14 protein-coding genes are annotated in these 23,571 nt (G+C 37.1%); 10 read left to right on the forward strand and 4 right to left on the reverse strand.

What is annotated here, in order from left to right; genetic code table 11:
- Positions 1–347 precede the first annotated feature (347 nt).
- The 10 genes from BN1082_RS05270 (at position 348) to BN1082_RS05315 (ending at position 17,012) form a co-directional block, all read left to right on the forward strand.
- On the forward strand, positions 348–1,289 hold the full coding sequence (locus BN1082_RS05270; RefSeq protein ID WP_245640322.1) for a carbohydrate ABC transporter permease: 942 nt from the start codon (positions 348–350) through the stop codon (positions 1,287–1,289).
- Positions 1,290–1,349: 60 nt separating this feature from the next.
- The gene (locus BN1082_RS05275; RefSeq protein WP_090633170.1) at positions 1,350–2,138 is read left to right on the forward strand and encodes a carbohydrate ABC transporter permease; all 789 of its coding nucleotides are present in this window, start codon (positions 1,350–1,352) and stop codon (positions 2,136–2,138) included.
- A gap of 125 nt (positions 2,139–2,263) precedes the next feature.
- Complete coding sequence (locus BN1082_RS05280) at positions 2,264–3,613, forward strand: ABC transporter substrate-binding protein (RefSeq protein WP_090631819.1); 1,350 nt, start codon at positions 2,264–2,266, stop codon at positions 3,611–3,613.
- 157 nt (positions 3,614–3,770) lie between these two features.
- Positions 3,771–5,501: a sensor histidine kinase gene (locus BN1082_RS05285; protein ID WP_090631822.1), complete on the forward strand. Its 1,731-nt coding sequence runs from the start codon at positions 3,771–3,773 to the stop codon at positions 5,499–5,501.
- Positions 5,488–7,083, forward strand: coding sequence for a response regulator transcription factor (locus BN1082_RS05290; protein WP_090631825.1), 1,596 nt, complete (start codon positions 5,488–5,490; stop codon positions 7,081–7,083). The genes BN1082_RS05285 and BN1082_RS05290 overlap by 14 nt, the downstream gene beginning before the upstream one ends.
- Before the next feature lie 110 nt (positions 7,084–7,193).
- Positions 7,194–10,115: a polysaccharide lyase family 8 super-sandwich domain-containing protein gene (locus tag BN1082_RS05295; RefSeq protein WP_176699654.1), complete on the forward strand. Its 2,922-nt coding sequence runs from the start codon at positions 7,194–7,196 to the stop codon at positions 10,113–10,115.
- A gap of 316 nt (positions 10,116–10,431) precedes the next feature.
- Complete coding sequence (locus BN1082_RS05300) at positions 10,432–11,553, forward strand: glycoside hydrolase family 88 protein (protein ID WP_090631829.1); 1,122 nt, start codon at positions 10,432–10,434, stop codon at positions 11,551–11,553.
- Positions 11,546–13,711, forward strand: a complete 2,166-nt coding sequence (locus tag BN1082_RS05305) for an alginate lyase family protein (protein WP_090631831.1) — start codon at positions 11,546–11,548, stop codon at positions 13,709–13,711. The genes BN1082_RS05300 and BN1082_RS05305 overlap by 8 nt, the downstream gene beginning before the upstream one ends.
- A 72-nt stretch (positions 13,712–13,783) precedes the next feature.
- Positions 13,784–14,440: a YesL family protein gene (locus tag BN1082_RS05310; protein WP_090631833.1), complete on the forward strand. Its 657-nt coding sequence runs from the start codon at positions 13,784–13,786 to the stop codon at positions 14,438–14,440.
- Positions 14,421–17,012 carry a beta-galactosidase gene (locus BN1082_RS05315; RefSeq protein ID WP_090631835.1) on the forward strand — a complete coding sequence of 864 codons (2,592 nt, stop codon included), beginning with the start codon at positions 14,421–14,423 and terminating at the stop codon, positions 17,010–17,012. Before BN1082_RS05310 ends, BN1082_RS05315 begins: the two co-directional genes overlap by 20 nt.
- A 227-nt stretch (positions 17,013–17,239) precedes the next feature.
- Here BN1082_RS05315 and tatA (BN1082_RS05320) read toward each other — a convergent pair whose 3' ends face one another.
- The 4 genes from tatA (BN1082_RS05320) to BN1082_RS05340 all read right to left on the reverse strand — a co-directional run bounded on the left by tatA (BN1082_RS05320) (position 17,240) and on the right by BN1082_RS05340 (position 22,752).
- Positions 17,240–17,422 (reverse strand): twin-arginine translocase TatA/TatE family subunit, encoded by a 183-nt coding sequence (gene tatA / locus BN1082_RS05320; RefSeq protein ID WP_090631838.1) that lies wholly within the window; start codon positions 17,420–17,422, stop codon positions 17,240–17,242.
- A gap of 175 nt (positions 17,423–17,597) precedes the next feature.
- The gene (locus BN1082_RS05325) at positions 17,598–19,715 is read right to left on the reverse strand and encodes a carbohydrate-binding protein (RefSeq protein WP_090631840.1); all 2,118 of its coding nucleotides are present in this window, start codon (positions 19,713–19,715) and stop codon (positions 17,598–17,600) included.
- A gap of 986 nt (positions 19,716–20,701) precedes the next feature.
- The gene (gene tatA / locus BN1082_RS05335) at positions 20,702–20,908 is read right to left on the reverse strand and encodes a twin-arginine translocase TatA/TatE family subunit (RefSeq protein WP_090631846.1); all 207 of its coding nucleotides are present in this window, start codon (positions 20,906–20,908) and stop codon (positions 20,702–20,704) included.
- Positions 20,909–20,976: 68 nt separating this feature from the next.
- Entirely contained in the window at positions 20,977–22,752 is a 1,776-nt protein-coding gene (locus BN1082_RS05340; RefSeq protein ID WP_090631848.1) for a metallophosphoesterase, read from the reverse strand.
- Between the last annotated feature and the right edge of the window lie 819 nt (positions 22,753–23,571).

Below are 23,571 nucleotides of genomic sequence, written 5' to 3' on the forward strand. Positions count from 1 at the left end.
TAAGTGTGGTACCGAATGCCATTAGCTACCTTTTTTGTAGCCTACAAAACCATCGACTTTTCGATTAAAGATTAGTATGGTGCCTGACATCCAATTCAGGTGTAGCGCTTGAAGCGTTCCCGCTTTAATTCAAAGAGACTTTAAGGTAGGGAACAGCACATTCGGAATAAAAAATTTTTAAGAGATATAATACACCGGACACTTTTGGTGTCCCAGTGTATTATATCTCTTTTGGTTTAAAAGGGTGGAGAAGTAAAAATATTGCACATTATAGTCAGAATCGTTAATCAATAGATAAAAGTTTTTCTATTATAGTGAAGGTAAAGATAAAAAGGAGGTATATAACAGTGGAAAATGAAGTGGTCAAAACGGATGTCGTAAAAGCTGTTCCCAAAAAGACATTTTGGACAAACGGAAGAAAAGAAGGTCTATACGGATGGCTGTTTATTTTACCAGAAGTGATTGGTATGTTGTTGCTATATATATTTCCACTTGTATTTTCTCTTATTCTAAGTTTTTCTAAATGGAATTTAGTAGGAGGTCTGTCTGAAATCCATTTTGCTGGATTTGGAAATTTCATCAAATTATTTCACGATGAAAAAGTGATATTGGCACTAAAAAATAATTTCATCTTTACCCTATTTACGGTTCCGATTGGCATGTTTCTTGCCATTGTACTTGCCGTGATTATTCACACGAAAGTTTATTTATCAAGTTATTTTAAAATTGCATTTTTTATCCCGTATATTTCATCCATTATCGCTATTGGTGCTGTTTGGAGCGCACTATACCATCCGTCTCTTGGACCAATTAATCAATTTTTAAGGAGTGTCGGGATTGACAATCCGCCAATGTGGCTGGCTAGTCCCAAGACATCATTACTATCAATTATTATTATTTCTATTTGGGCGGGAATCGGTTATCAAATTATTATTTACCTTTCTTCTTTATCGAGTATTCCGGATGAATTATATGAGGCGGCCAGCATTGATGGTGCTTCGCAAATCCAGCAATTCTTTAAAATTACTTTACCGATGCTTGGACCAACCAATGTCTTTTTGTTCATTACATTACTGATTGGTTCATTTAAAGTTTTTGATTTAATTGCCTTTTTAACGCAAGGCGGACCGAATGATTCATCAACCGTTATCGTATTCCGGATTTACGAAGAAGGGTTCCAAAAGTTCAATATGGGATACGCTTCAGCGATTTCCTGGTTACTTTTTATCATCGTAGGAATTATTACATTAATTAGCTGGAAACTGCAAAAACGATATGTGCATTATTAATGGAGGTGAATTCAATTGAAAAAAAAGCTTGATATTAGTAAGGTTTTATTCACAATTGTCATGTTAGCATTATCAATCTTTTTTTTAGTCCCATTGCTGTGGATGATCTCTGCCTCATTTAAATTTGAAAAAGATGTAATGGTATTTCCAATTCAGTGGATTCCGGAAAAATGGAATATTGTTCATAACTTCAAAGCGGTCTGGATGGGAGATATCCCTTTTTATAAGTTTTATTTTAACTCAATTAAATTAGCTTCCATCCAAACTTTATCAACGCTGATTTTCTCATCTATGGCTGCATTTGCTTTTAGTAAGCTTCAATTTAAAGGCAGGGATTTTGTCTTTGCCCTTGTGCTTAGTTTTATGATTATACCGGAACAAGCTACGTTAGTGCCGCGGTTTATTTTAATTAAATGGCTTGGGCTCTATAACACGCATGCCGGCCTTATTTTGATGGGGTTATTCTCGATATACTTTACCTTCTTAATGCGGCAATATATGCTCGGGATTTCCAATGAATATATTGAAGCTGCCAAATTGGATGGAGCAGGTTATTTTACGATCTATTGGAAAATTATTTTACCGCTCTGTAAACCAATTTTGGCGACAGCAGGGATTATTAAATTTATTTGGATCTGGAATGATTATCAAGGCCCGCTGATTTTCTTAACAGATAAAAATCTTTATCCGATTACATTAGGGCTGCAATTGTTCAAGGATGACTATGCGGATAACTTCGCTGTATTAATGATGGCTTCACTATCTGCCATTATTCCACTGGTTATTATCTTTATCATTCTGCAAAAGCAAGTAATCAAAGGAATTGCTCTTGGCGGTGTAAAAGGGTAAAACATAAATGATAAACTAGTAAAAAAAGTGCACAAACTATATAAAAATAGTGCACATCATGAAAAAAAGACTAGAAGTATAATGTGAAATGTAAGCGGTTTAATCATTCATAGAGGGGGATTAAAATGAAGTTAAAAAAGAAAGCAATATTAGCTGTAAGTACAGCATTTCTTTCTATGTCGCTACTATCTGCATGTTCAGATAATAGTAGTGCTAAAAAGAGTACTGCCTCAGAATCTAAGGATAAACAGGTAACTATTAAGTTTTATAACTGGGACAACGAGGCAATGGCGGCTTCAACCAAACAGTACATTGAACAGTTTGAAAAGAAAAATCCGAACATCCATGTTGAGTCTGTTTCACTGGTTCCAGGCAACTCCCTTGAAACGTTAAAAAAGCTTGACGTATTAACAGCTTCTGGAGAATCAATTGATTTGGCAATGTTCCCTAGTTCTGACACCCTTTCCCAACGTGCTGCTCAAGGTGTTCTGGAACCACTCGATAACTTATATAAAGAAAATAAATTAAATCCTGAAGATGAGTATTACGTTAATCCAAAATACAAAGGAAAGTATTACGGAATTTTAAATAACGTGACTACCAATTTTGTTCTTCTAAATAAAGATGCATTAGATGCGGCTGGCCTAAAAGTACCTAAAGCCGGCTGGACATGGGATGATTTCAGAGATTATGCTAAGAAATTAACAAAAGGTGAAGGTACAACCAAACAGTACGGTGCATACTTCCATACATGGAGCTTATATGCGAATCCTGTGGCCCAAGTTCAATTTAAGAACCCATTTATGACGGAAGATGGCAAGACAAATTTCGGTGATCCTTCTTTCGAATATTTCTTTAACCTGCGCCGTACAATGGAAAAAACCGATAAATCGATCAAGCCATATGCTGACGCAATTGGAGCTAAATTGAATTATAGGACAGAATTCTTTAACGGTTCAGCAGCAATGCTGTTAGCAGGTTCTTATATGATTAAAGATATCAGCGATCTTAACCAGTTCCCGCATAATTTTAAAACAGCTTTTGCACCAGTGCCGGTACAATCAAAAGGTGATAAGACAGAATTCTTCATGGGCGGTAACTATTTAGCAGTCGGAAAAAGCTCAAAAAATAAAGACGCTGCCTTTAAATTTGCCCGTTTTATGTCTACAAACTTAACAGATGCAAGAACTGAACTGCCTGGCTGGAAAAAGGGAGATGCCAAGCCGCTAGTTGAAAAATGGATTTCCGGAAAAGAAAAAAATTATGATGTCGATTCTTTAAAGTATACATTATTTAGTGGTGACATTAAGACATTACCAGCTTCAAAAGTTTCTATCACCTATGCTTCTCAATTAGATAAAATTTTAACCGATGGATTCAGCCAATTCATTCTTGAAAATAAATCCGCAAAAGATGTTCAAAAATGGATGGTTGATGAAGCAAATAAAGTCATTAAAGAAAATGAAAATAATTAATTGAGACCATTAACAAAAGGCGCACCCAAAAGGGGGGCCTTTTGTTTTCTATTACCAAAAGGTGGATTCATAGTTTAGTAATAACTATCCCCATTCAGAACGGTTTTTTGTAGTAAAATAAAACATAAAAAGTCAAACAAAAGGTGGCCGGATAGATATGTACAAATTTAGCTTTTATAAAAAAATACAAGCAACATTTATTCTATTAATCCTGCTGCCTATTTTTGTCATTTATTTACTGTCTTACAAAACAATGAGGGGAATTGTGATCGAAAAAATTGAACTATCCAATCAATCCGTTTTAGAACTGGTTTCTAAAGACCTCACAAAAGTAGTTGATGATTTAAACTATATGACCCATTTTTACGTCGAAAACGATGATACTATAAAATCTCTAAGAGATTTTAGCGATACTGACAGAATAAGCAGTTACCAAGATTATGAAAACTATCAAAAGGTGGTCTCCTCTTTTGATTTCATCGCGATTAAAATGATGAGTACCGATATTAATATGTTTCTAGTCAATAACAAAGGGTTTATTATTCCCTATTCGGATATCGTGTCGGGTAAAACAACTTCCATAGAAGTTTTGAACGATCATTGGAAATTTTTAAAACCCCGCATTAATATGGAGCAATCCACCCATTTACAATGGTTAGGAACTATAATCGATGCGAAAGAAAAGGGAGAGTCTTATTACTACTTAAGCCGGGTCATTCACGACCCGACTACAGGAAAACAACTTGCCATCTTAAATATCGGAATTTCAAAACAATACTTTGAAGGATTATTTCAATCAGCCAAAACCGGCAAGATTGCATTATTTGATGAAAGCGGGAAGAAGATTGCCGGGGACTCCTCAATATCATATGAGAAGAAAGAGGAGAATAGTGGAGAAATACAAAATGAAGTAATGATCCCTTTCTCGAAATGGGAACTTGTTCATAAAACGACTAAAGAGGAAGTAACAGGACAAATCACCAAAACGTTTTTCCTTAGTACAATTTTAATTGCACTGTTCATTTTCATCTTTTTATTCATTTCACTGCTCATTGCGAAAAGGCTGAACAAACCGATTCAGAAATTGACATTCGTTGCTTCCCAGTTTGGTAAGGGAAAACATGATGTCCGCTTCTTGCCCGAAGGTAACGACGAAATCAATGAATTGGGGAAAACCATCAATAACATGCTAGATGAAATCCAAAAATTAATCAAAAATATTGAAAGAGAACAAGAGGAAAAGCGGGCCATCGAATTACAGGCTTTATTTGCCCAAATTAGACCGCATTTTTTACTAAATACCTTAAATTCTATCAAATGCAGTTTATTTATTCATAATGACAATGATCACGCAGATAAAATTAATTCGTTAATGAGTTTGCTTAGAGCTTATATGAAAATAGATAAACCTTCCACGATTGAAAGTGAGTGCAAACTGTTATTTCACTATATTGAAATCATGAAAATGAGAACAGATGTAAAAATTGAACTAAAACTGGAATTGGAAGACAAAGTAAAAGAGATTGAAATACCAAAATTATTACTGCAGCCGTTTATCGAAAATGCCATCGTTCATGGATTTGCTGAAAAAACGGATGGAGAAATTACTGTTATTGCCTATATGGAAAATGGAAGTGTCATAATCATGATCAAGGATAACGGTAAAGGAATGGTAGAAGATCAACTAAATACTTTAAATACATTGTTAAAAAGTGATGCCAAAGAGGTTTCTTACCAACGAGTCGGCTTACTGAATGTCGCAAAGCGTGTAAAGCTTTCATTTGGTCCAAATGCGAACATACATCTTGCGTTAAATGAAATGGGCGGCATTTCGATTTCTATTTATCTTCCAATAAGTGCTGATAAAGAGGTGAATGAAGATGATTAATGTCATGCTAGTTGATGATGATGTACCTATGATTAAATATTTACGCCAGCTGGTCAATTGGACAGAGCATGGCTTTAATATTGTCGGTACAGCTTATTCGAGTAAAAGAGCTTTAGAGATGTTTGAACAGTATAAACCAGATTTGGTGATTACAGATATTGGTCTTCCGCAAATGAATGGCCTGGAATTAGCAGCAGAATTAAAACAGATTAAACCTAATGTTCATATTATCTTTTTAACATGTCATGAAGATTTTCATTATGCACAAAAAGCGATCCAGTTGAATGCTGATTACTATTTAATTAAAGATGAATTAACGAAAAAACAGCTCGAAGAATGCTTGCGACATTCTATGAACAAGATTAAGGAAACCTATTCGGTCATCGATGGAATTGTAAATCAAGAAATTCTAAATAGAAATATAGAATTGTTGAAACATTCCTTATTCGATCGACTTATTAAGAAAGATGAACCGAATTCATTAATCCTTTTCGCTAAAAGACTTGGGATAAACTGGGAGCATCCTTCGTTTATCTTAGGGATGGGCAATATTTCCTTTTTTGCGCATATGGAGAAGTATTCCTATCAAGATCTTTCGATTATTAAATATGGAATTTATAATATTGCGTGTGATATTGCTAAAAAATATGACGGAATCACATTCTTTAATGAACCTGAATCTATCGTTTTTGTTTATAACTTCCGGCAAAACATTAAATTTGATCATTATCAGTACATTCAATCCATATTAATCGAGATCCGAAAGGCAATTACAGAATTTTTAGGTGTGGAAATTTCGTTTGTGTTTGCGCGGCAATCACAGGATATAAAGAATATAGGTTCTGTTTTCCAACAAATCGTCCGTAATCGAAATCACTTTTTTTATCATAAGGCTCCAATTTTTAATTGGGACATGCGGCCATTTCAAATCGCCATTTGCCCAATCAGCAGATTGCTGGATAAAGAGATGAATGAAATTGTTTTAGCCATAAAAGAAAAAGACAGCTATCGCCTCAAAGAGATTCTAGCCAACGTGGCCAAAACGGCAGAAACAAAAAATCTGGACCCTGAAGAGCTGAAAAAGCTGATTTCACGGAGAATACGTTTAATCGAACTGCAATACACAGAGACAGACACGAATGAAGGTTTTTATACATTTTTTGAAGAGTGCTTAAGCTTACACGATGCGATCAATCTTATTGAAAAAAAACTGCTCCAGCTTATTAAATTGAATGAAAGATTAGACGGCTCAGGTAGTAAAGAGCCGAAATTACAAGAAATTGATCAATATATTATTGAGAATCTTTCTGAAAACGTAACGTCAGTGGATGTAGCTGCCCATTTATACATGAATCCAAGTTATTTTTCCCGTTATTTTAAACGGTTAACAGGTGAAAACTTTACCGATTATGCTCATCGCTTTAAAATCGGCATTGCCGCAAAAATACTAGGGCAAACCGGAGAGTCGGTTGAAGAAGTTGCGATTAAATGCGGCTATTCTGACCGAACCTATTTTTCAAAGGTTTTTAAAAAGTATACAAAGATGACACCAAGAGAATACCGTTCAAAAATAAATTTTTGACAATAAATAGTCAAAATATTCCCTTAATGTCCAAAAATTTTACACCTTCCCTTTTCGGCATCAATTGTAAACTTAAGTTTGTAAAAAGTTTAAATTTGAGGGAGGTTATTATGAAAAAAGTAAGCGCTATCACAGTAATTGTAGCTTTTTTTCTAGTTGTCGGCACGCTAATTCAACCGGCTTATGCTTCAGACGAACCTAAGGAGCTTGCTCTTGCTCCTGTGGCTGATGCATTTATTTGGGGCGGTTCCAATGCTGCAAATAACTACGGAAAAAATACGTATTTTGTTGTACGTGATGCAACATCTGATGCGTATTCAAGAAAATCGTACCTTAAGTTTGCCTTACAGGATATCGGTACGCTGACATCTGCAAAACTGAGAGTCTATGGAAAAGCAACAAATAGTCCAGGTACGGTCAAAATTATGGGCAGCGAAAAAAATGATTGGACTGAAACAGGTATAAACTGGAATAACGCGCCAGCCCCTGCTGCAGAAATTGCCAGTACCACGGTCTCTACCACAGCCAATTATTATGAATTTGATGTTACCGATTATGTAAAAAATCATCTTGACCAAAAAGAAGTGACATTTATATTGACGGGAACCGGCAAACAGGATATTTATATGGACTTTAATAGTAAAGAAAATGGGGAAAACCAGCCGCAATTGGTAATTAATTCTTCAGATAACGGCACCACTGTAAATCCAAATCCTGATGCAGTTCCTGACAAGGAATTTACTGATTTACGCTTGAAATGGTACACATGGCTGGTCGGGTCTTCCGATTATAATCAAAATGATCAGGACATTCGCACAGCCATTCAATCACTTGATGAAAGTATTACCAACAAAAATCACAGCGGTTATTGGGATTTAATGAACAAGAATGCAGCTAGAACATCTTTGTGGAATGATGCAGCCAGCGCCACTAATTCAGCTCATATTACTACATCCTATAATCGTTTAAAAAGCATGGCGCTGGCATACTCCACAAAGGGCTCATCCCTTTATCAAAACAGCCAATTAAAGCAGGATTTGACTAGTGCTTTAGATTGGATGTACCAGAATCGTTATAATGAAGGAAAAAAAGAAACTGGGAACTGGTGGGATTGGGAAATCGGATCTCCACAAGCTTTAAACGATATCGCAGTCCTTATGTATGATGATTTATCACAATCACAGCGCACCAATTATATGAAAGCGGTGCAGCACTTTGTTCCAGATCCTACGGTAAGAACATTGGGAGGTTATGAGGAAACAGGTGCAAATCGTGCTGATAAAGCGCTCGTATCCGTCATTAGCGGCGTCATAAGTAAAAACAGTGAAATGATTTTTAAGGGACAAAAAGCGCTGAGTCAAATCTTCTTATATGTAAACAGCGGTGACGGTTTTTATGAAGACGGCTCATTTATTCAACATACATATGTTGCTTACACAGGTTCATATGGCGGTGTGTTAATAAATAGAATGGCCGACCTTCTAAATGTATTAAATGATTCAAGATGGAGTATAACGGACCCGAATGTCAATAATCTTTACAGATGGGTTAAGGAATCAATCGAACCGCTTATTTATAAGGGTGCGATGATGGATATGGTAAGAGGAAGGGCCGTTTCTAGGCAGCAGGAACAAGATCATATCAGCGGCCGGGGAATGATAAAAAATATCAGTCGTTTATCAGAAGTTGCACCACCGGATGAAGCTGCTTATTTGAAAAGTATCGTAAAAAAATGGGTGACAGAAGACACTTCCTTTGCGAACTATTTTGATAAATTAACCATCAGCGATGCGATTCGTTTGAAGGAGTTATTAAATAATCCATCTATTGCTCCCCGAAATGAATTGTTACTGAATAAAGTTTATGCTTCGATGGATCGTGTCGTTCATCTTCAAAAAGGATATGGTTTTGGGATCAGTATGTTTTCCAATCGGATTTCCGCATTCGAAGCAGGAAATGGGGAGAATCTTAATGGCTGGTATACTGGCATTGGAATGACTAGTCTTTATAATAATGATCTATCGCAATTCAGTGATAATTATTGGGCAACGGTCGATATGTTCCGTCTGCCTGGAATAACAACAGACGGGGCAATTAATGCAACTCCTAAAGACTGGTATAAATATGCCAATCCGAAAACCTGGGTTGGTGGTTCTTCTATTGACGGTTTATATGGTACGGCCGGCATGGATTTTTCACTTGATAAAACAACGGGAACGTCATTAACAGGTAAGAAATCCTGGTTTATGTTTGATGATGAGATTGTTGCCCTTGGTTCAGGGATTAACGGAAACGATAACCGTTATACTGAAACAATTATTGAGAACCGTAAAATAAACAGCAAAGGCACAAATGAGCTAATTGTTAACGGAAATAAGATGTCCAACCAACTTGGCTGGAAAGAAACGCTGGATAAAGTCAGCTGGGCTCATTTAGCAGGGAATGTTGAAGGGTCTGACATTGGGTACTATTTTCCAAAGAAAACGACGGTTGAAGGACTTAGGGAAGCAAGATCCGGTTCTTGGAGCCAGGTGAATACGGGAGGAAGCAAGGATTTAGTCACGAATAACTACCTAAGCTTAGCCTTCCCTCACGGTATAAATCCGGAAAATGCAGCCTATTCTTACGTTCTTTTACCAGGTAAAAGCGTCAAAGAAACAGAGGAATATGCGAAAAAACCTGATATTAAGATTCTAAAGAACACAGAAAGTGTTCATGCCGTTAAGGAAAAAGAACTGGGGATTATTGCAGCGAACTTTTGGAATCCGGATTCTGTCATGTTTATTCAAGCAAACAATCCTCTTTCCATGATGTTAAAAGAAGAAAAAGGTTCCTTAACGCTTGCCGTTTCCGATCCGACACAATCACAAGATAGTCTGACTTTGGAACTCGATAAACAGGATTATGCAGTTGAGAGCAAAGACAATAACGTGAACATTATTCAAACTTCGCCGACCATTAAAGTACAAATAAACACGGCAGGTTCACAAGGTAAAACATTCACCGTAAAATTTAAAAAAATGAATGACTAAGTTAGCGGGTGCCCTGAGATGTTTAGAGGGCACCTGTTTTTTTTGAAAGATAAGAAAGCATAAAAATTGACTTCGAGAATTGTCCAGCTTCAGCGCCTAGGGGCTCGGGGTCATAAGCCAATCCGCCATGAAGGTTAAAAAACAACCTTCACGTCGGCTTGTCTTATGCCTGTCGCCCCTGACCAAGGCGCTTGCGCTTTTCTTATCTAGACAGGTAAAAATAGTGCACATTTTTCTTTAAATCCAACATATTATGCAACTTAGATTATTACTAAACTATGAGAAAAGGACCTGAGATGTTAGGAGAATGATGTTGATGTGGAAATCAGCGCTTGAAGATGCAGTTAAAAAAACAAGGAATAATATTACCCGTTTTGGAGAGTTATTCCCGCATGTCAGTTTGCATGGCAAATATGATCTGAATGACAATGATGATTGGACAAATGGTTTTTGGTCCGGTCTGCTCTGGCTTTGTTATGAATATTCCCATGACACTGTTTTTAAAGATAAAGCCGAACAAACAGTAGCAGGCTTGAGGAATCGCCTGAACAACAATATTGTTCTCGATCATCACGACATTGGTTTTTTGTATTCGCTTTCTTCAAAAGCTCAATGGATCATTGAAAAAAACAAAGAAGCAAGAGAACTATCGCTGCTGGCTGCTGATAAATTGCTTAATCGCTTCCATGAGAAGGGGCAGTACCTGCAAGCTTGGGGTCCAAAAGGAGATCAAAAAGAAGGCGGAAGGATTATTATCGATTGCCTTCTCAATCTTCCACTTTTATACTGGGCTTCTGAACAAACAGGTGATCCTACGTATCGGCATATCGCCATTGTTCAAGCGGATAAAAGCAGGCGTTATTTAGTCCGCGGCGATGACAGCTCCTATCATACCTTTTTCTTTAATCAGGAAACCGGTGAGCCAATCGGGGGCGCAACACATCAAGGATTTACCAACGGGTCGACATGGACGCGGGGGCAAGCATGGGGAGTATATGGATTTGCCCTTTCTTATCACTATACAAAAAATCCAGCTTATCTGGATACAGCAAAAAGAATGGGCAAATATTTCATTGAACACTTACCGGAAGATTATGTGTCTTATTGGGATTTTAATGCCCCGGTTGATGAAAATACCCACCGTGACAGTTCGGCAACTGCCATAACGGTGTGCGGTCTACTAGAAATAATCAGTCATTTAGAAGAAAAAGATCCAGATAAACAATTCTTTTTGGAAGCAGTCCATAAAATGATGAACTCGCTTGTAGAAAACTATTCTACTATCAATAAAGAAGATGCTGAAGGACTATTAGAACATGGTTCCTATCATGTACGTGGGAATCTGGCCCCGGATGATTACATGATTTGGGGAGATTATTTTTACCTTGAAGCATTGATGAGATTAGAGATAAATCATAAAGGTTACTGGTATGAGTAGGCACTTATCAGGAAGCGGGGAATGGCTGGTGAGCATACTGATTAAATTGCTTCATTTGGAGCATCCTGAGCTTGTTGAAGTAAAAAAGGCAGTCTTGAAGAAGAATTATGAAAAAGCACTAGTTATCTATAAAAATTATTTTCTTAAAAGAACTGAGCCAAAACTATATTTTGATAACCATGAACAAGCTTTCTTAGTTGAATTTGCAGGAAAACATTATCAAGAAGATATAAAACGTGTAAAGGAAACAGCTGAACAAGTAGTCAATCAAGTGTTTATCTTTCAAGAAGCATGGGATATGGAACGGACAAATATCCCGGTTGCCTTTAATGACAAAATTGATTGGAGTCATATTCCATTCCAAGACCCGGAATGGACATATATGTTAAACAGACATCACTTTTTTGTCCCTTTGGGCCAAGCGTACTTGTTAACAGGGGATGAAAGATTTGCACAGACTTTTTGTGAGCAAATGTCCGACTGGATTGACTCTAATCCAAAACAAGTAAATACGGCTTCGCTTACATGGCGAACTATTGATGCCGCAATAAGATGCAGCAACTGGATAAAAGCCTATGATTATTTTAAAAACAGCCCTTATTTTACGGTGCAACTTTTTGAAAAAATGCTGCTTTCTTTATTTGAACATGCTGAGTATCTAGCAAGTGATTTTACCAATTGGAAAGCTATTAGTAATTGGGGCGTAATTGAGAACAAAGCACTATTTGAACTGTCTGTTTTTTTGCAGGAAATGCAGCAAGCAAGTGTATGGCGGACACTGAGTTTAGAGCGGTTAAAGAAAACCGCAAGCCTGCAAATCATGAAGGATGGAATGCATTGGGAACAGTCACCTATGTACCATAATGAAGTCCTTTTATGTTATTTAAGGACAGTCCAGCTTAGTCAAAATAATCGGATTGAAATCGATAGATTCATACTAGATGCTGCAAGGAAAATGGCTTATGCAGATCTACATATGGCGAAACCCAATCATCGACAGCCAATGAAAGGGGATAGTGATAACTTCGATTTACGAGACATTTTAACCCGTACTGCCATGATTTTTAAAGATTCGCGTTTAAAGTTCGGCGGGTACGCAGCGCTCGATTTTAATAATATGTGGGAGTTCGGGCTGAAAGGGATTGAAGTTTTTAAAAGTCTGTCGGTAGAAAAACCAAAGGATCTCTCTCGTGGATTTGAGGATTCCGGGAACTTTTTTATGCGCTCCAGCTGGGATGAGAATACACTATATTTATATTTTCATTGCGGCCCGCTCGGCGGCGGGCATGGACATGCTGATATTTTCCATCTGGACGTTCATGCTTACGGAAAAGACTTGTTAACAGACCTTGGCAGATTTAATTACAGTGACAGCTACTCACAAAGAAAAGAGTTAAAAAGGGCATTTGCTCATAATACAACACTCGTGGATGGAATCGAATTTACGGAATGTATTGATACATGGGGATTTGGCCGAATTGCCGAACCGCTTATGACAAATTGGGTAAGTGAAGAACAGTTTGATTATGTCGAAGCCAGCCATAACGGATATTTTCATTTGGAGGACCCTGTGTATGTCCGGCGTAAAGTACTGTTTATAAAGCCTTATTATTGGCTGCTTGTTGATGAATTTGACTGCAAAGGTGAACATACTTTTTCACAGCAATTTCATTTTCCGCCAGGTGAAATCAGGCTGGATGACAAGACAAAAAGCTGCTTTACCCAAAATGTGGATGAAGCTAATCTATGCCTTATTCCAATTAATGGGAACTCTTTAACAGCTGTCATCAAGGAAGGGAAGATCTCCTATGAATATAATCTGCTGGAAAACAACAAAACTGTTCAATATGAGGTGAACTCTTCTGGGCCAGAAGCCATGATGCAGCTTATTTATCCCAAAAGAGCGGGTGACAAGGAAATCCCAACGATTACAACTGTAGAGGTCTATGATTTGTTTGGTAAGTCAGTAGATATAAAAGATGCAGAGGCGTGTAAAATTTTGCTTCCAGATTTGAATGAGGAGCATTTGATACTAGTTTGCCATAAAAAACCATCCCTGCATCGGATGTCATATATGATTGATGGCACTCAAGTGTTTGGAGAAATTGTTCTCATTAAAAGAAAAGGTTATGAAGAAGAAGTAATCGTCATTAAATAAATCTATCAAGCCAACTTTTTTACGAATTGAGAGCGGGAGATACAAGATTCTTGAAAGATAGGAGAATACGAGATGGAAACGAAAGGAATACTCTCTGGGATTTATCGAGTTTCAGAGAAAGTGATGCTAATCGCCTATATCAACATATTATGGATCATGTTTTCTCTTCTCGGCCTTGTTATATTCGGGATCATGCCTGCTACCGCAGCTATGTTTGCAGTAATCCGCAAGCAGATTATTGAAGAGGAACAAGTACCGATATTCAGCCTCTTCTGGAACAAATATAAGGAAGAGTTCGTGAAAGCTAATCTTTTCGGTTACTTGTTATTGATTGTTGGTACCATCTTATGGCTGGATGTCGTATTTTTTCAATCAATGCACGGCATGCCATATACGATTATGTCATTCCTGGCCGCAGGGGGGCTGCTAGTGTTCCTAATCGTTGTTCTGTATATTCTTCCTTTGTATGTCCATTATGACTTAAGATTTTTTAATTATATTAAAACAGGCTTCTTACTGGCATTCTCATATCCAATCCATACAGCCATTATGATTGCTTCGGGTGTGGTAATCTATTTCATCTTATTGGTGCTTCCCGGATCGTTACTTTTCTTTAGCGGGAGTTTATATAGTTTTATTATCTTGAAAACAGCTTTTAAGGTATTTTCGAAGGTAGAAAAGCAAAAGGGTTTAGAAGGGGGACGCCATTTTGGCTCATATTCAATTTGATAAAAATAGCTGGATCATTGATGGACAGCGGGTCTTTCTTAAATCAGGAGCCATCCACTATTTCCGCCTGCCGCGGGCAGAATGGGGCGAGCTTTTGGATAAAGTGAAAAAGGCAGGATGCAATTGTGTGGAAACCTACATTCCATGGAATTGGCATGAAGAAATTGAAGGTATTTGGGACTTTTCAAATGATAAAGATTTAGAAGCTTTTTTACAGATGTGTGCTGACCGAAACCTGTATGTCATTGTTCGGCCAGGTCCATATATTTGTGCGGAATGGGACTTTGGAGGTCTCCCATGGTGGCTTTCTGCTAAAGAAAACATGAAATATCGCTGTTTTCATCAACCATTTTTACACTATGTCGATCTTTATTTTGATGAATTAGTCCCACGTATTCTTCCATACCTAATCACAAATTCGGGAACAGTGATCATGGTTCAAGTTGAAAATGAATTCCAGGCACTTGGAAAACCGGATAAAAAGTATATGGAATACTTGCGTGACGGACTTATTACAAGAGGAATTAATGTTCCATTAGTAACATGTTACGGAGGCGTAAAAGGTGCAGTTGAGTTTAGGAATTTTTGGTCTCATGCTGATGAACATGCCAAAACATTAGATGAAAGGTTTGAAGATCAGCCAAAAGGGGTATTGGAGTTTTGGGTTGGCTGGTTTGAACAATGGGGCGGAGCAAAAGCGAATCAAAAAACGGCGCCTTTGTTGGAAAAAGCGTTATATGAATTGCTGCGTGAAGGATTTACGACGATCAATTACTATATGTTTTTCGGAGGAACAAATTTTGACCATTGGGGCGGCCGGACAATAGGCGAACATACATTTATGGTCACGTCCTATGATTATGACGCGCCTTTGACGGAATATTTGCAGGAAACAGCAAAATATAAAGTAATCAAACGGGTGCACAGCTTTATTGATTGGGTTGAATTAATTTTAACAAATCCGGCTGCCACTGAAGATTGTTTGAAACTGCCTGAAGGGTTATCTGGCAAAACAATCCAAAGTAAAGCAGGCAGCATTACGTTCCTTACAAATTTAACAGATGAGAGGACGATTCAAAATCTAACCAGTGAGGACGGGCAATATCCACTTCATGTTACGATTGAACCTAATGGAATTTTACCAATCGTAAAGAATATCAAAGTTGGAAAACTGGCAGGAAGAACAGTTAAAATGATAGCCTTTACAGGTTATTCCACTGGATTTGCCGATAACTCAGGGGTTGTCTACCATGAAACCGGCCAGCAATCCTCACTTGTACTGCAGGTAAAAGATGTGGATGAACTTTCGATTTCTTGTCAGTACCCGCAGCGATTTGAAAAACTTAGCAATGGAGAACTGTCCTTTACGCTATTTCACAGTTCTAAGCCACAGGTTATTACGCTCAAAGACCGGAAAAATGAGCGTTTTGAAATCATTGTAAATGATAAAAAGACTGTCGAGCAGGCTGGGGAAACTCCGCATTCTAAAACAGAAAAGCAGTTATCACTTCCATTATCTGAATGGTATCGAGCGTCGCGGATCAGTGACAGTTCAACCTGTAAGGAATCGGATCACCCATTGGATTTTAGTTCTTTTGGGCAATGGAGCGGTTATTTATCTTACACGGCACAGTTTGAAGTTCCGGAAAACTGTGTGAAGACAATCATTGTCCCAAGAATTGAAGATCCAGCAAGAGTTTTTGTGAATGATGAATATGCAGGTTTTATAAATGAATTAGGGGCTTCGGAGATTGAAATTCCGCTGCAAAAAGGCCAAAACACGATCCGCTTTTTAGTTCAAAATATGGGTCGCTATAATTTCACACAAGGTCTTGGTGAGCCTAAAGGAATTAGTAAAGCCCCCTGCTTAGATGGGGAAGTGGTCGACTTATTAGACGGCTGGAAAGTCGAGGGAATCGGTAAAAACCATTCGTTGCGCAATATCCCTACAATCGAAGGCAGGATTTCGTTCTTAAAGGAATTCATCAATGATTCGGGTTATGATATGGCTGTAATCGTTGGAGAAGGTCTTCAAAGATTGCGCTTAAATAGCGGAGAACCTATTATGCTGTTAACAAACGAAACTGCTTGGAATCGTTTTGATGCACCATTCGGAACAGCAGATGTCAGTGAGCTTTTGCAAGATGGATTGAATCAACTTGAAATGGATGTACAGGGATTAAAAGGAATAGCGAAATTAAAGCTTTATTTGTATAAGAAATCAAGCCAGATAAAGCCTTGGAAAACAGAAAGTGCTGCTGTTTTAGCGGTACCGAAAGATTGGCGAAAATTTGAGGATCTAGCTGTTAGTAACAAGGTTGAACCATGCTGGTATAAAACAACATTTACTTGGAATCTGCCTTATGAAAATGATGTAAAGGTAAAAATCCTTTTAGATGGATTATCGAAAGGAACCTTTTGGGTGAACGGTTTTTGCTTAGGCCGTTATTGGCAGATAGGACCGCAGGAAGAATACAAAATTCCAGTAAGTCTATTAAAACAGGAAAATGAATTAATCATTTTTGATGAAGAAGGAAGTTCACCGTTAAATGTAACAATAGTTGCTTTTTAACAATTATTATTAAATTTTTGACTATTTTAAAGCTCATTATTGGAGCAAAAGGCGCGAGACTCCTGCGGGAGTACGGAACAGGGGAGACCCCGCAGGCGCTTAAGCGACGAGGAGGCTCCCCGGACCACCCGCGGAAAGCGAAGCGCCTGGAGCGGAAATCAACAGGCAAGTTTAACACAGCCTAAAAATAAGAAGATGTAAGCCGACTGCTTACATCTCCATTTAAATTAATTAGATTTCTCTTTTTTTTCCTCTTTATCGTCTAACATTAATTCCTTAGCAGAGCTTTTAAATTCTCTAAGTGTGTTACCGAAAGCACGTCCAACTTCAGGCAGCCTAGATGGACCGAATACAATTAAAGCAATGATAACAATTAAAATTAATCCTGGTATGCCGATATTTTGAATCATGGTGACTCCTCCTAAATAAATGATTTTTCAAAAGCCAATTCTTATAGAATCTGCATTCATTTCAAGTTTTAGTAACTGTGAATGTTGCTGATGCAACTTCATCATATCCAAGGGCCTCCGCTGTCTTCGCCGTTCCGTTGTTTACTCCGGTGACCGCTGCTGGCGATGTAACGCTCTAAAGCGACAACTTGAACCAGTTGATGTTATATCCATTATTAGGTACCGCAAGTCTTATTGTATGCTTCCCGGCCTCCAGTGTAACCTTATCGTATACGGTTGTCCAACTTGACCAGCCCCCTGAATACGGTAATGACGTTGTCTGTTTCATAACTCCGTCTTCTACAAAACTGATTACTGCTCTATTATTATAATTGACAGCCACTCTGTATTGCAGTGTGTATGTTCCGGTTGAAGGAATATCGATGTCGCTGTATTCCATCCAGGAACCAGGAGCAAGATATCCGACTGTCTGTCCACCGCCAATGTCACTGCTGTTTTCTAACTGTACATTGTACGCGGAAGTATAGTTTGCCGCCTTCACAAAGACTGCCACTACTCCATCTACCGTTACGCTGATGCTTGTTGTTAATGGTATGTTGTTAGGATTTATCACACCTTTAGGCAAGGTTACTGTTCCTGTTATTGGAAAGGTTTGTTCAGTCTTTAGAGATGGATCATAGCTTGATGCGTTTACATTCCAAGTCACACCGGCATCAATACTTCCAGCATTCGTGTCCAATTTCACCGTTTGCGGCAATTTAAGATCTGCCGCTGTCTTTGCTGTTCCGTTGTCCACTCCTTTAATAGCTGCAGGCGCAGGGATGCTGTTTAATTTAGCATTGTCAGTTATATAGAGCACTTTTAAAGATTTATCACTTACATTTCCGAATGCATCAATTGCTGTCACTGCAATCTCATAGGTTGTTTTTGGCTCCAATCCGTCAATTTGCAAGGTTAATGGGTTTGGTACAGGATGTGTATAGAACTCTGAGAAAGCAAGAAATTCTTTCGCTACTGCATTTGTTTCTACATTTCTTGTAACTACTTTATAGTCATGTACAAGAAGATTGTCTTTAGCTTGCGTAAACATTATGGCTACACTGGTAGCAGTCGTTTTTTCTTTAACAACGGAAAGCATTGCATGATTTGTAAAGAAAGGTGCCTTTTTGTCTCTATCTGCTGTGTATTTAAATTCCTTTTTATTACCAGGATTTTCGATTACGAATGGTTCACCTATCCAGTCATTGTTTTGAATATCACGGCGTTTAATGATTACTTTTTCGTTATTATAAACTTCCACAATCAGAGCTTGATTTAGGAGATTGGCCCCTTCAGGTATTTCCCCTTGGATTCTTCCGCTATCAAGCCACATATAGGCACCCGTTGAAGTTCCAATAGCAGTAAAATCTTTTTGCATGATGATTTTAGGGTCTTCTAACGGATAGTGGGTATGGCCAGAAAAAGAGATAACTTGCGGATATTTTGCCAATGTATTGTAGAAAAGATCTCTATTTTGATCGAAGCCCCATTCGCTTCCATAGATGGTTCCTTTAATTGGCTGATGGTGGAAGACAAAAATTGGTTTTATCCAATTATCATCTCCTTGTGAATTATCATCTTTTTCTGAATTATTACCTTTTTTCTGATTATCATCATTTGCGATCTTTAACTGCTCATCGAGCCACTGAATTTGTTTTACTGAGAAGGTACCCGGTGTATTACCATCTTCAGTATAAAGAACGATAAAATGATAACCATTTACAACCTTATGATAGTACATGGATTCCATGCCCGTATAATCAAGGAAACGTTTTTGAGCACCTGCTGCCGATAAACCATTCCAATAATCATGATTTCCAATGGCAAACATAGAAACTGCTTGAGATTGTTTTCGAGGATTATAGGCAGAAAAAAACTTATCATATTCTTCTACAAGTCCCAAATCCGTTAAATCTCCATTTACCACAAAAGCATCTTGCTTAGGAACAACTTTATTTAACTGATCTAAAGTAGTAATAAGCTTATTTTTAAAATCATCGGTCTGACGTTGAATATGTACATCGCTTATAACAGGGAAAACTAGATCTGGTTTATTTCCATTTGAATAAAGAAAGGAAGAGTTAGATGCTGCTTTAGCAGGTAAACTAGTTAACGAGCCTAATAGAGTTAATCCAAATGCAGCTCCAGCAACTTTCGTTGTCCCCTCCAAAAAGGTCCTTCGATCCATTTCCTTTCTAAAAAGATCATCTGGTAACGATTCTTTTACTTCATTGTTCAATTCATCTTTTTTCATTACTATTACTCCTCTCAAATGATAGATTAGTTAATTCCAATTTCAAGGAAACTTAATGATGCAGTATAAAATTGTAATAAAGTACCTTTAATCTCTAAAAATTAAATCTCGTTACTGACGGCCTGTAATTTCTCCAAGTTAGTGTTTCTTGATGCCCACCTCCAAACGAAATTAAAAAAATTATTCACACAAATCAATCATACACAAACAGTATTTAATTCCTGTTAATACCTTGTTAATTACTGTTAATGTTGTGTTAATTATTGTTATTTTTGTTAAAAGTATATTAAAGTGGAATGATTGCTCCAATTTACTCTTGAATTTTGAATTGTTAGGAAAAAATTTCTACTTAAAAATTGAGGAGAGATAGAGAAATACTTTTCAAATGACAGATTCAGTAAAAATGCAACATTAAATTTGTTGCTATCCGCTAACACGGCAACTTTGAGAATTCTCAAGCATTTTCAGGGTTTGTAATGGATGTGGTGCCTGACACCATCCGAAATTTATCGAAGATTGATCGGTTTTTTCTAGATGGAAAATGATAGAAGGGGGTGCAACCGATTCATGTGAAGGTGGATGGGGTGTCTCTCTTCGTTCTGTTTTTTGTGGAAGGGAGGTGATAATCATGGAACTATCTCTTGGGATATAAATTGAGTTTTCGCAAATGAAATTAGGTATTTGGATAAAAATATTTACATTTTATGAAGAATCGGGCATTCTCTTTCGAAAAAAACAGCAAATTTTTTAAAATTGAGCATGGTTTTTGTCATTTCTCGGGGGGGCAAAACCGTTCTATCCGCGAATTTTACGCTTCTATCCGCGAATCTGGGCTTTTTATCCGCGAGTCGGATTTTCGCAGTTTTAATCAAACGTTTGATTGAATCGGGCTGCGGCAGAAATTTGATGAAGTTTGTCTGAATCTAGGTGTCATTCTCTTAAAAAAATAAGAAGATGTAAGCTAAAAACTTACATCTCCGTTAAAATTAAATAGATTTCTCTTGTTTTTCTTCTTTTTCTTTTTCTTTTTTTTCTTCTTTATCGTCTGACATTAATTCCTTAGTAGAGTGTTTAAATTCTCTAAGTGTGTTACCGAAAGCACGTCCGATTTCAGGCAACTTTGATGGGCCGAATACGATTAAAGCAATGATTAGAATTAATATTAATCCTGGTATACCGATATTTTGAAGCATGGTGTCTCCTCCTTAATAAATGGTTTATCAAGAGCCAATTCTTATAGAATCTTCATTTATTTCTAGTTTTAATGAACTGTGAATGTTGCTGATGCAACGGCATCATACCCGCCACCATAGAAATAAATCATTTTATACGTTGAGCCAACCTTATATCTTCCTGGATAACTATTATTCTTTGGATCATAAGTAAATTTACAAGTACCATTTGTAACTGACGTGTACATCCACCATATTGCCGGGTTTGGTCCAGGATTATCAGTTATTTCATATAAACCTACCCAATCACTTTGTGGCATTCTAGCATTTTGGACAGTAACGTCTACCGTATCTGTTATCCCATTTAAATCAATTTTAGATAAGGTAACTGTTACATCTGGTACAACTCCGTCCAGTGTTTTCCCTAATACTTTTAAAGAGTTAGCACTTACATTTCCGAATGCATCAATCGCTTTTACTTCAACCTCATACGTTGTGTTTGGCTTCAATTCGTCAAATTTCAATGTTAATGGATTTGGTACAGGATGTGTATAGAACTCTGAGAAAGCAAGGAATTCTCTAGCTACTTCTTTTGTTGCTACATTTGTTGCTGTCACTTTATAGTCATGTACTAGAAGATTGTCTTTCGCTTGCGTAAACATGATCGTTAAACCGGTAACAGTCGTTTTTTCATTAACAATGGAAAGCATTGCATGATTTGTAAAGAAAGGTGGCTTTTTGTCTCTATCTGCTGTGTATTTAAATTCCTTTTTATTACCAGGGTTTTCGATTACGAATGGTTCACCTATCCAGTCATTGTTTTGAATATCACGGCGTTTAATGATTACTTTTTCGTTATTATAAACTTCCACAATCAGAGCTTGATTTAGGAGATTGGCCCCTTCAGGTATTTCCCCTTGGATTCTTCCGCTATCAAGCCACATATAGGCACCCGTTGAAGTTCCAATAGCAGTAAAATCTTGTTGCATTATGATTTTAGGGTCTTCTAACGGATAGTGGGTATGGCCAGAAAAAGAGATAACTTGCGGATATTTTGCTAATGTATTGTAGAAAAGATCTCTATTTTTATCGAAGCCCCATTCGCTTCCATAGATGGTTCCTTTAATTGGCTGATGATGGAAGACAAAAATTGGTTTTGTCCAATTATCATCTCCTTGTGAATTATCATCTTTTTCTGAATTATTACTCTTTTTGAAATTATCATCATTAGCGATCTTTAACTGCTCATCGAGCCACTGAATTTGATTTACTGAGAAGGTACCCGGTGTATAACCATCTTCAGTATAAAGAACGATAAAATGATAACCATTTACAACCTTATGATAGTACATGGATTCCATACCCGTATACGTAAGGAAACGTTTTTGAGCATCTGCTACCGATAAGCCATTCCAATAGTCATGATTTCCGATCGCAAACATAGAAATCGCTTGTGGCTGTTTTCTCACATTATAAGCAGAAAAAAACTTATCATATTCTGATGTAAGTCCCAAATCCGTTAAATCTCCATTTACCACAAAAGCATCTTGCTTAGGAACAACTTTATTTAACTGATCTAAAGTAGTAATAAGCTTATTTAAAAAATCATCGCTCTGATGTTGAATGTGTACGTCACTTATAACTGGAAAAATTAAATCTGGTTTTCTTCCATCTGAATGCATAACAGAAGAGAATGATGCTGCTTTAGCCGGTAAACTAGTTAACGAGCCTAATAGAGTTAATCCAAATGCAGCTCCAGCAACTTTCGTTGTCCCCTCTAAAAAGGCTCTTCGATCCATTTCCTTTCTAAAAAGACCATCTTGTAACGGTTCTTCTACTTCATTGTTCAATTTATCTTTTTTCATTGCTGTTACTCCTCTCAAATGATAGATTAGTTAATTTCAAATTTAAGGAAACTTAATGAGGCAGTATAAAATTGTAATAAAGTACCTTTAATCCCAAAAAAATTAAATCTCGTTACTGACGGCTTGTATTTCTCCAAGTTAGTGTTTCTTGATGCCCACCTCCAAATCAAAATAAAAGTAAAATATTCACACAAATAAATAATAAACAAACAGTATTGAATTACTGTTAATACTATGTAAATTATTGTTTTTTTTTGTTACTAGAAGATTAAATTGGAACAATTGCACATATTTTCTCTTGAATTTTGAATTGTTAGGAAAAACGTCTACTTAAAAAACGAGGAGAGATGGAGAAATACGGGAGCTATCTCTTGGGATATAAATTGAGTTTTCGCAAATGAAGTTGATGTTTTCGCAAATGGAACCGATGTTTTCGCAAATGGAACTAATTTTATCGCAAATGAAACTGCTAGATTCGCAAATAAAACTAGATATTTCGATAAAAATATTTACATTTTTTGAAGATCGGCCCTTCTCTTTCGAAAAAACTAGCAAATTTTCATAAATTTGGCTTGGTTTTTCCTAATATAGGGGAGAAAAACAAAATAATTATGCGTCTATCAGCGAATTTTACACTTCTATCAGCGAATTCGAGGATTCTATCAGCGATTTCAGGAGGTTTATCAGCGAATTTGGGCTTTTTATCAGAGAATCGGATTTTCGCAGTTTTAATCAAACGTTTGTTTGAATTAAAAAAGCAAAAAGAGCACCTACAATTCATGACGAAATGACAATTGTAAAAATAATTGTCGAAAGCTG

The organism is Neobacillus massiliamazoniensis, assembly GCF_001048695.1.
Classification (GTDB): Bacteria; Bacillota; Bacilli; order Bacillales; family Cytobacillaceae; genus Neobacillus; species Neobacillus massiliamazoniensis.

Coding starts and splice junctions, on each gene's coding strand:
- BN1082_RS05275 (WP_090633170.1), top strand. CDS start 1,350: ATGTTAGCATTATCAATCTTTTTTTTAGTCCCATTGCTGTGGATGATC.
- BN1082_RS05280 (WP_090631819.1), top strand. CDS start 2,264: ATGAAGTTAAAAAAGAAAGCAATATTAGCTGTAAGTACAGCATTTCTT.
- BN1082_RS05285 (WP_090631822.1), top strand. CDS start 3,771: ATGTACAAATTTAGCTTTTATAAAAAAATACAAGCAACATTTATTCTA.
- BN1082_RS05290 (WP_090631825.1), top strand. CDS start 5,488: ATGAAGATGATTAATGTCATGCTAGTTGATGATGATGTACCTATGATT.
- BN1082_RS05295 (WP_176699654.1), top strand. CDS start 7,194: ATGAAAAAAGTAAGCGCTATCACAGTAATTGTAGCTTTTTTTCTAGTT.
- BN1082_RS05300 (WP_090631829.1), top strand. CDS start 10,432: ATGTGGAAATCAGCGCTTGAAGATGCAGTTAAAAAAACAAGGAATAAT.
- BN1082_RS05305 (WP_090631831.1), top strand. CDS start 11,546: ATGAGTAGGCACTTATCAGGAAGCGGGGAATGGCTGGTGAGCATACTG.
- BN1082_RS05310 (WP_090631833.1), top strand. CDS start 13,784: ATGGAAACGAAAGGAATACTCTCTGGGATTTATCGAGTTTCAGAGAAA.
- tatA (WP_090631838.1), bottom strand. CDS start 17,422: ATGATTCAAAATATCGGCATACCAGGATTAATTTTAATTGTTATCATT.
- BN1082_RS05325 (WP_090631840.1), bottom strand. CDS start 19,715: ATGAAAAAAGATGAATTGAACAATGAAGTAAAAGAATCGTTACCAGAT.
- tatA (WP_090631846.1), bottom strand. CDS start 20,908: ATGCTTCAAAATATCGGTATACCAGGATTAATATTAATTCTAATCATT.
- BN1082_RS05340 (WP_090631848.1), bottom strand. CDS start 22,752: ATGAAAAAAGATAAATTGAACAATGAAGTAGAAGAACCGTTACAAGAT.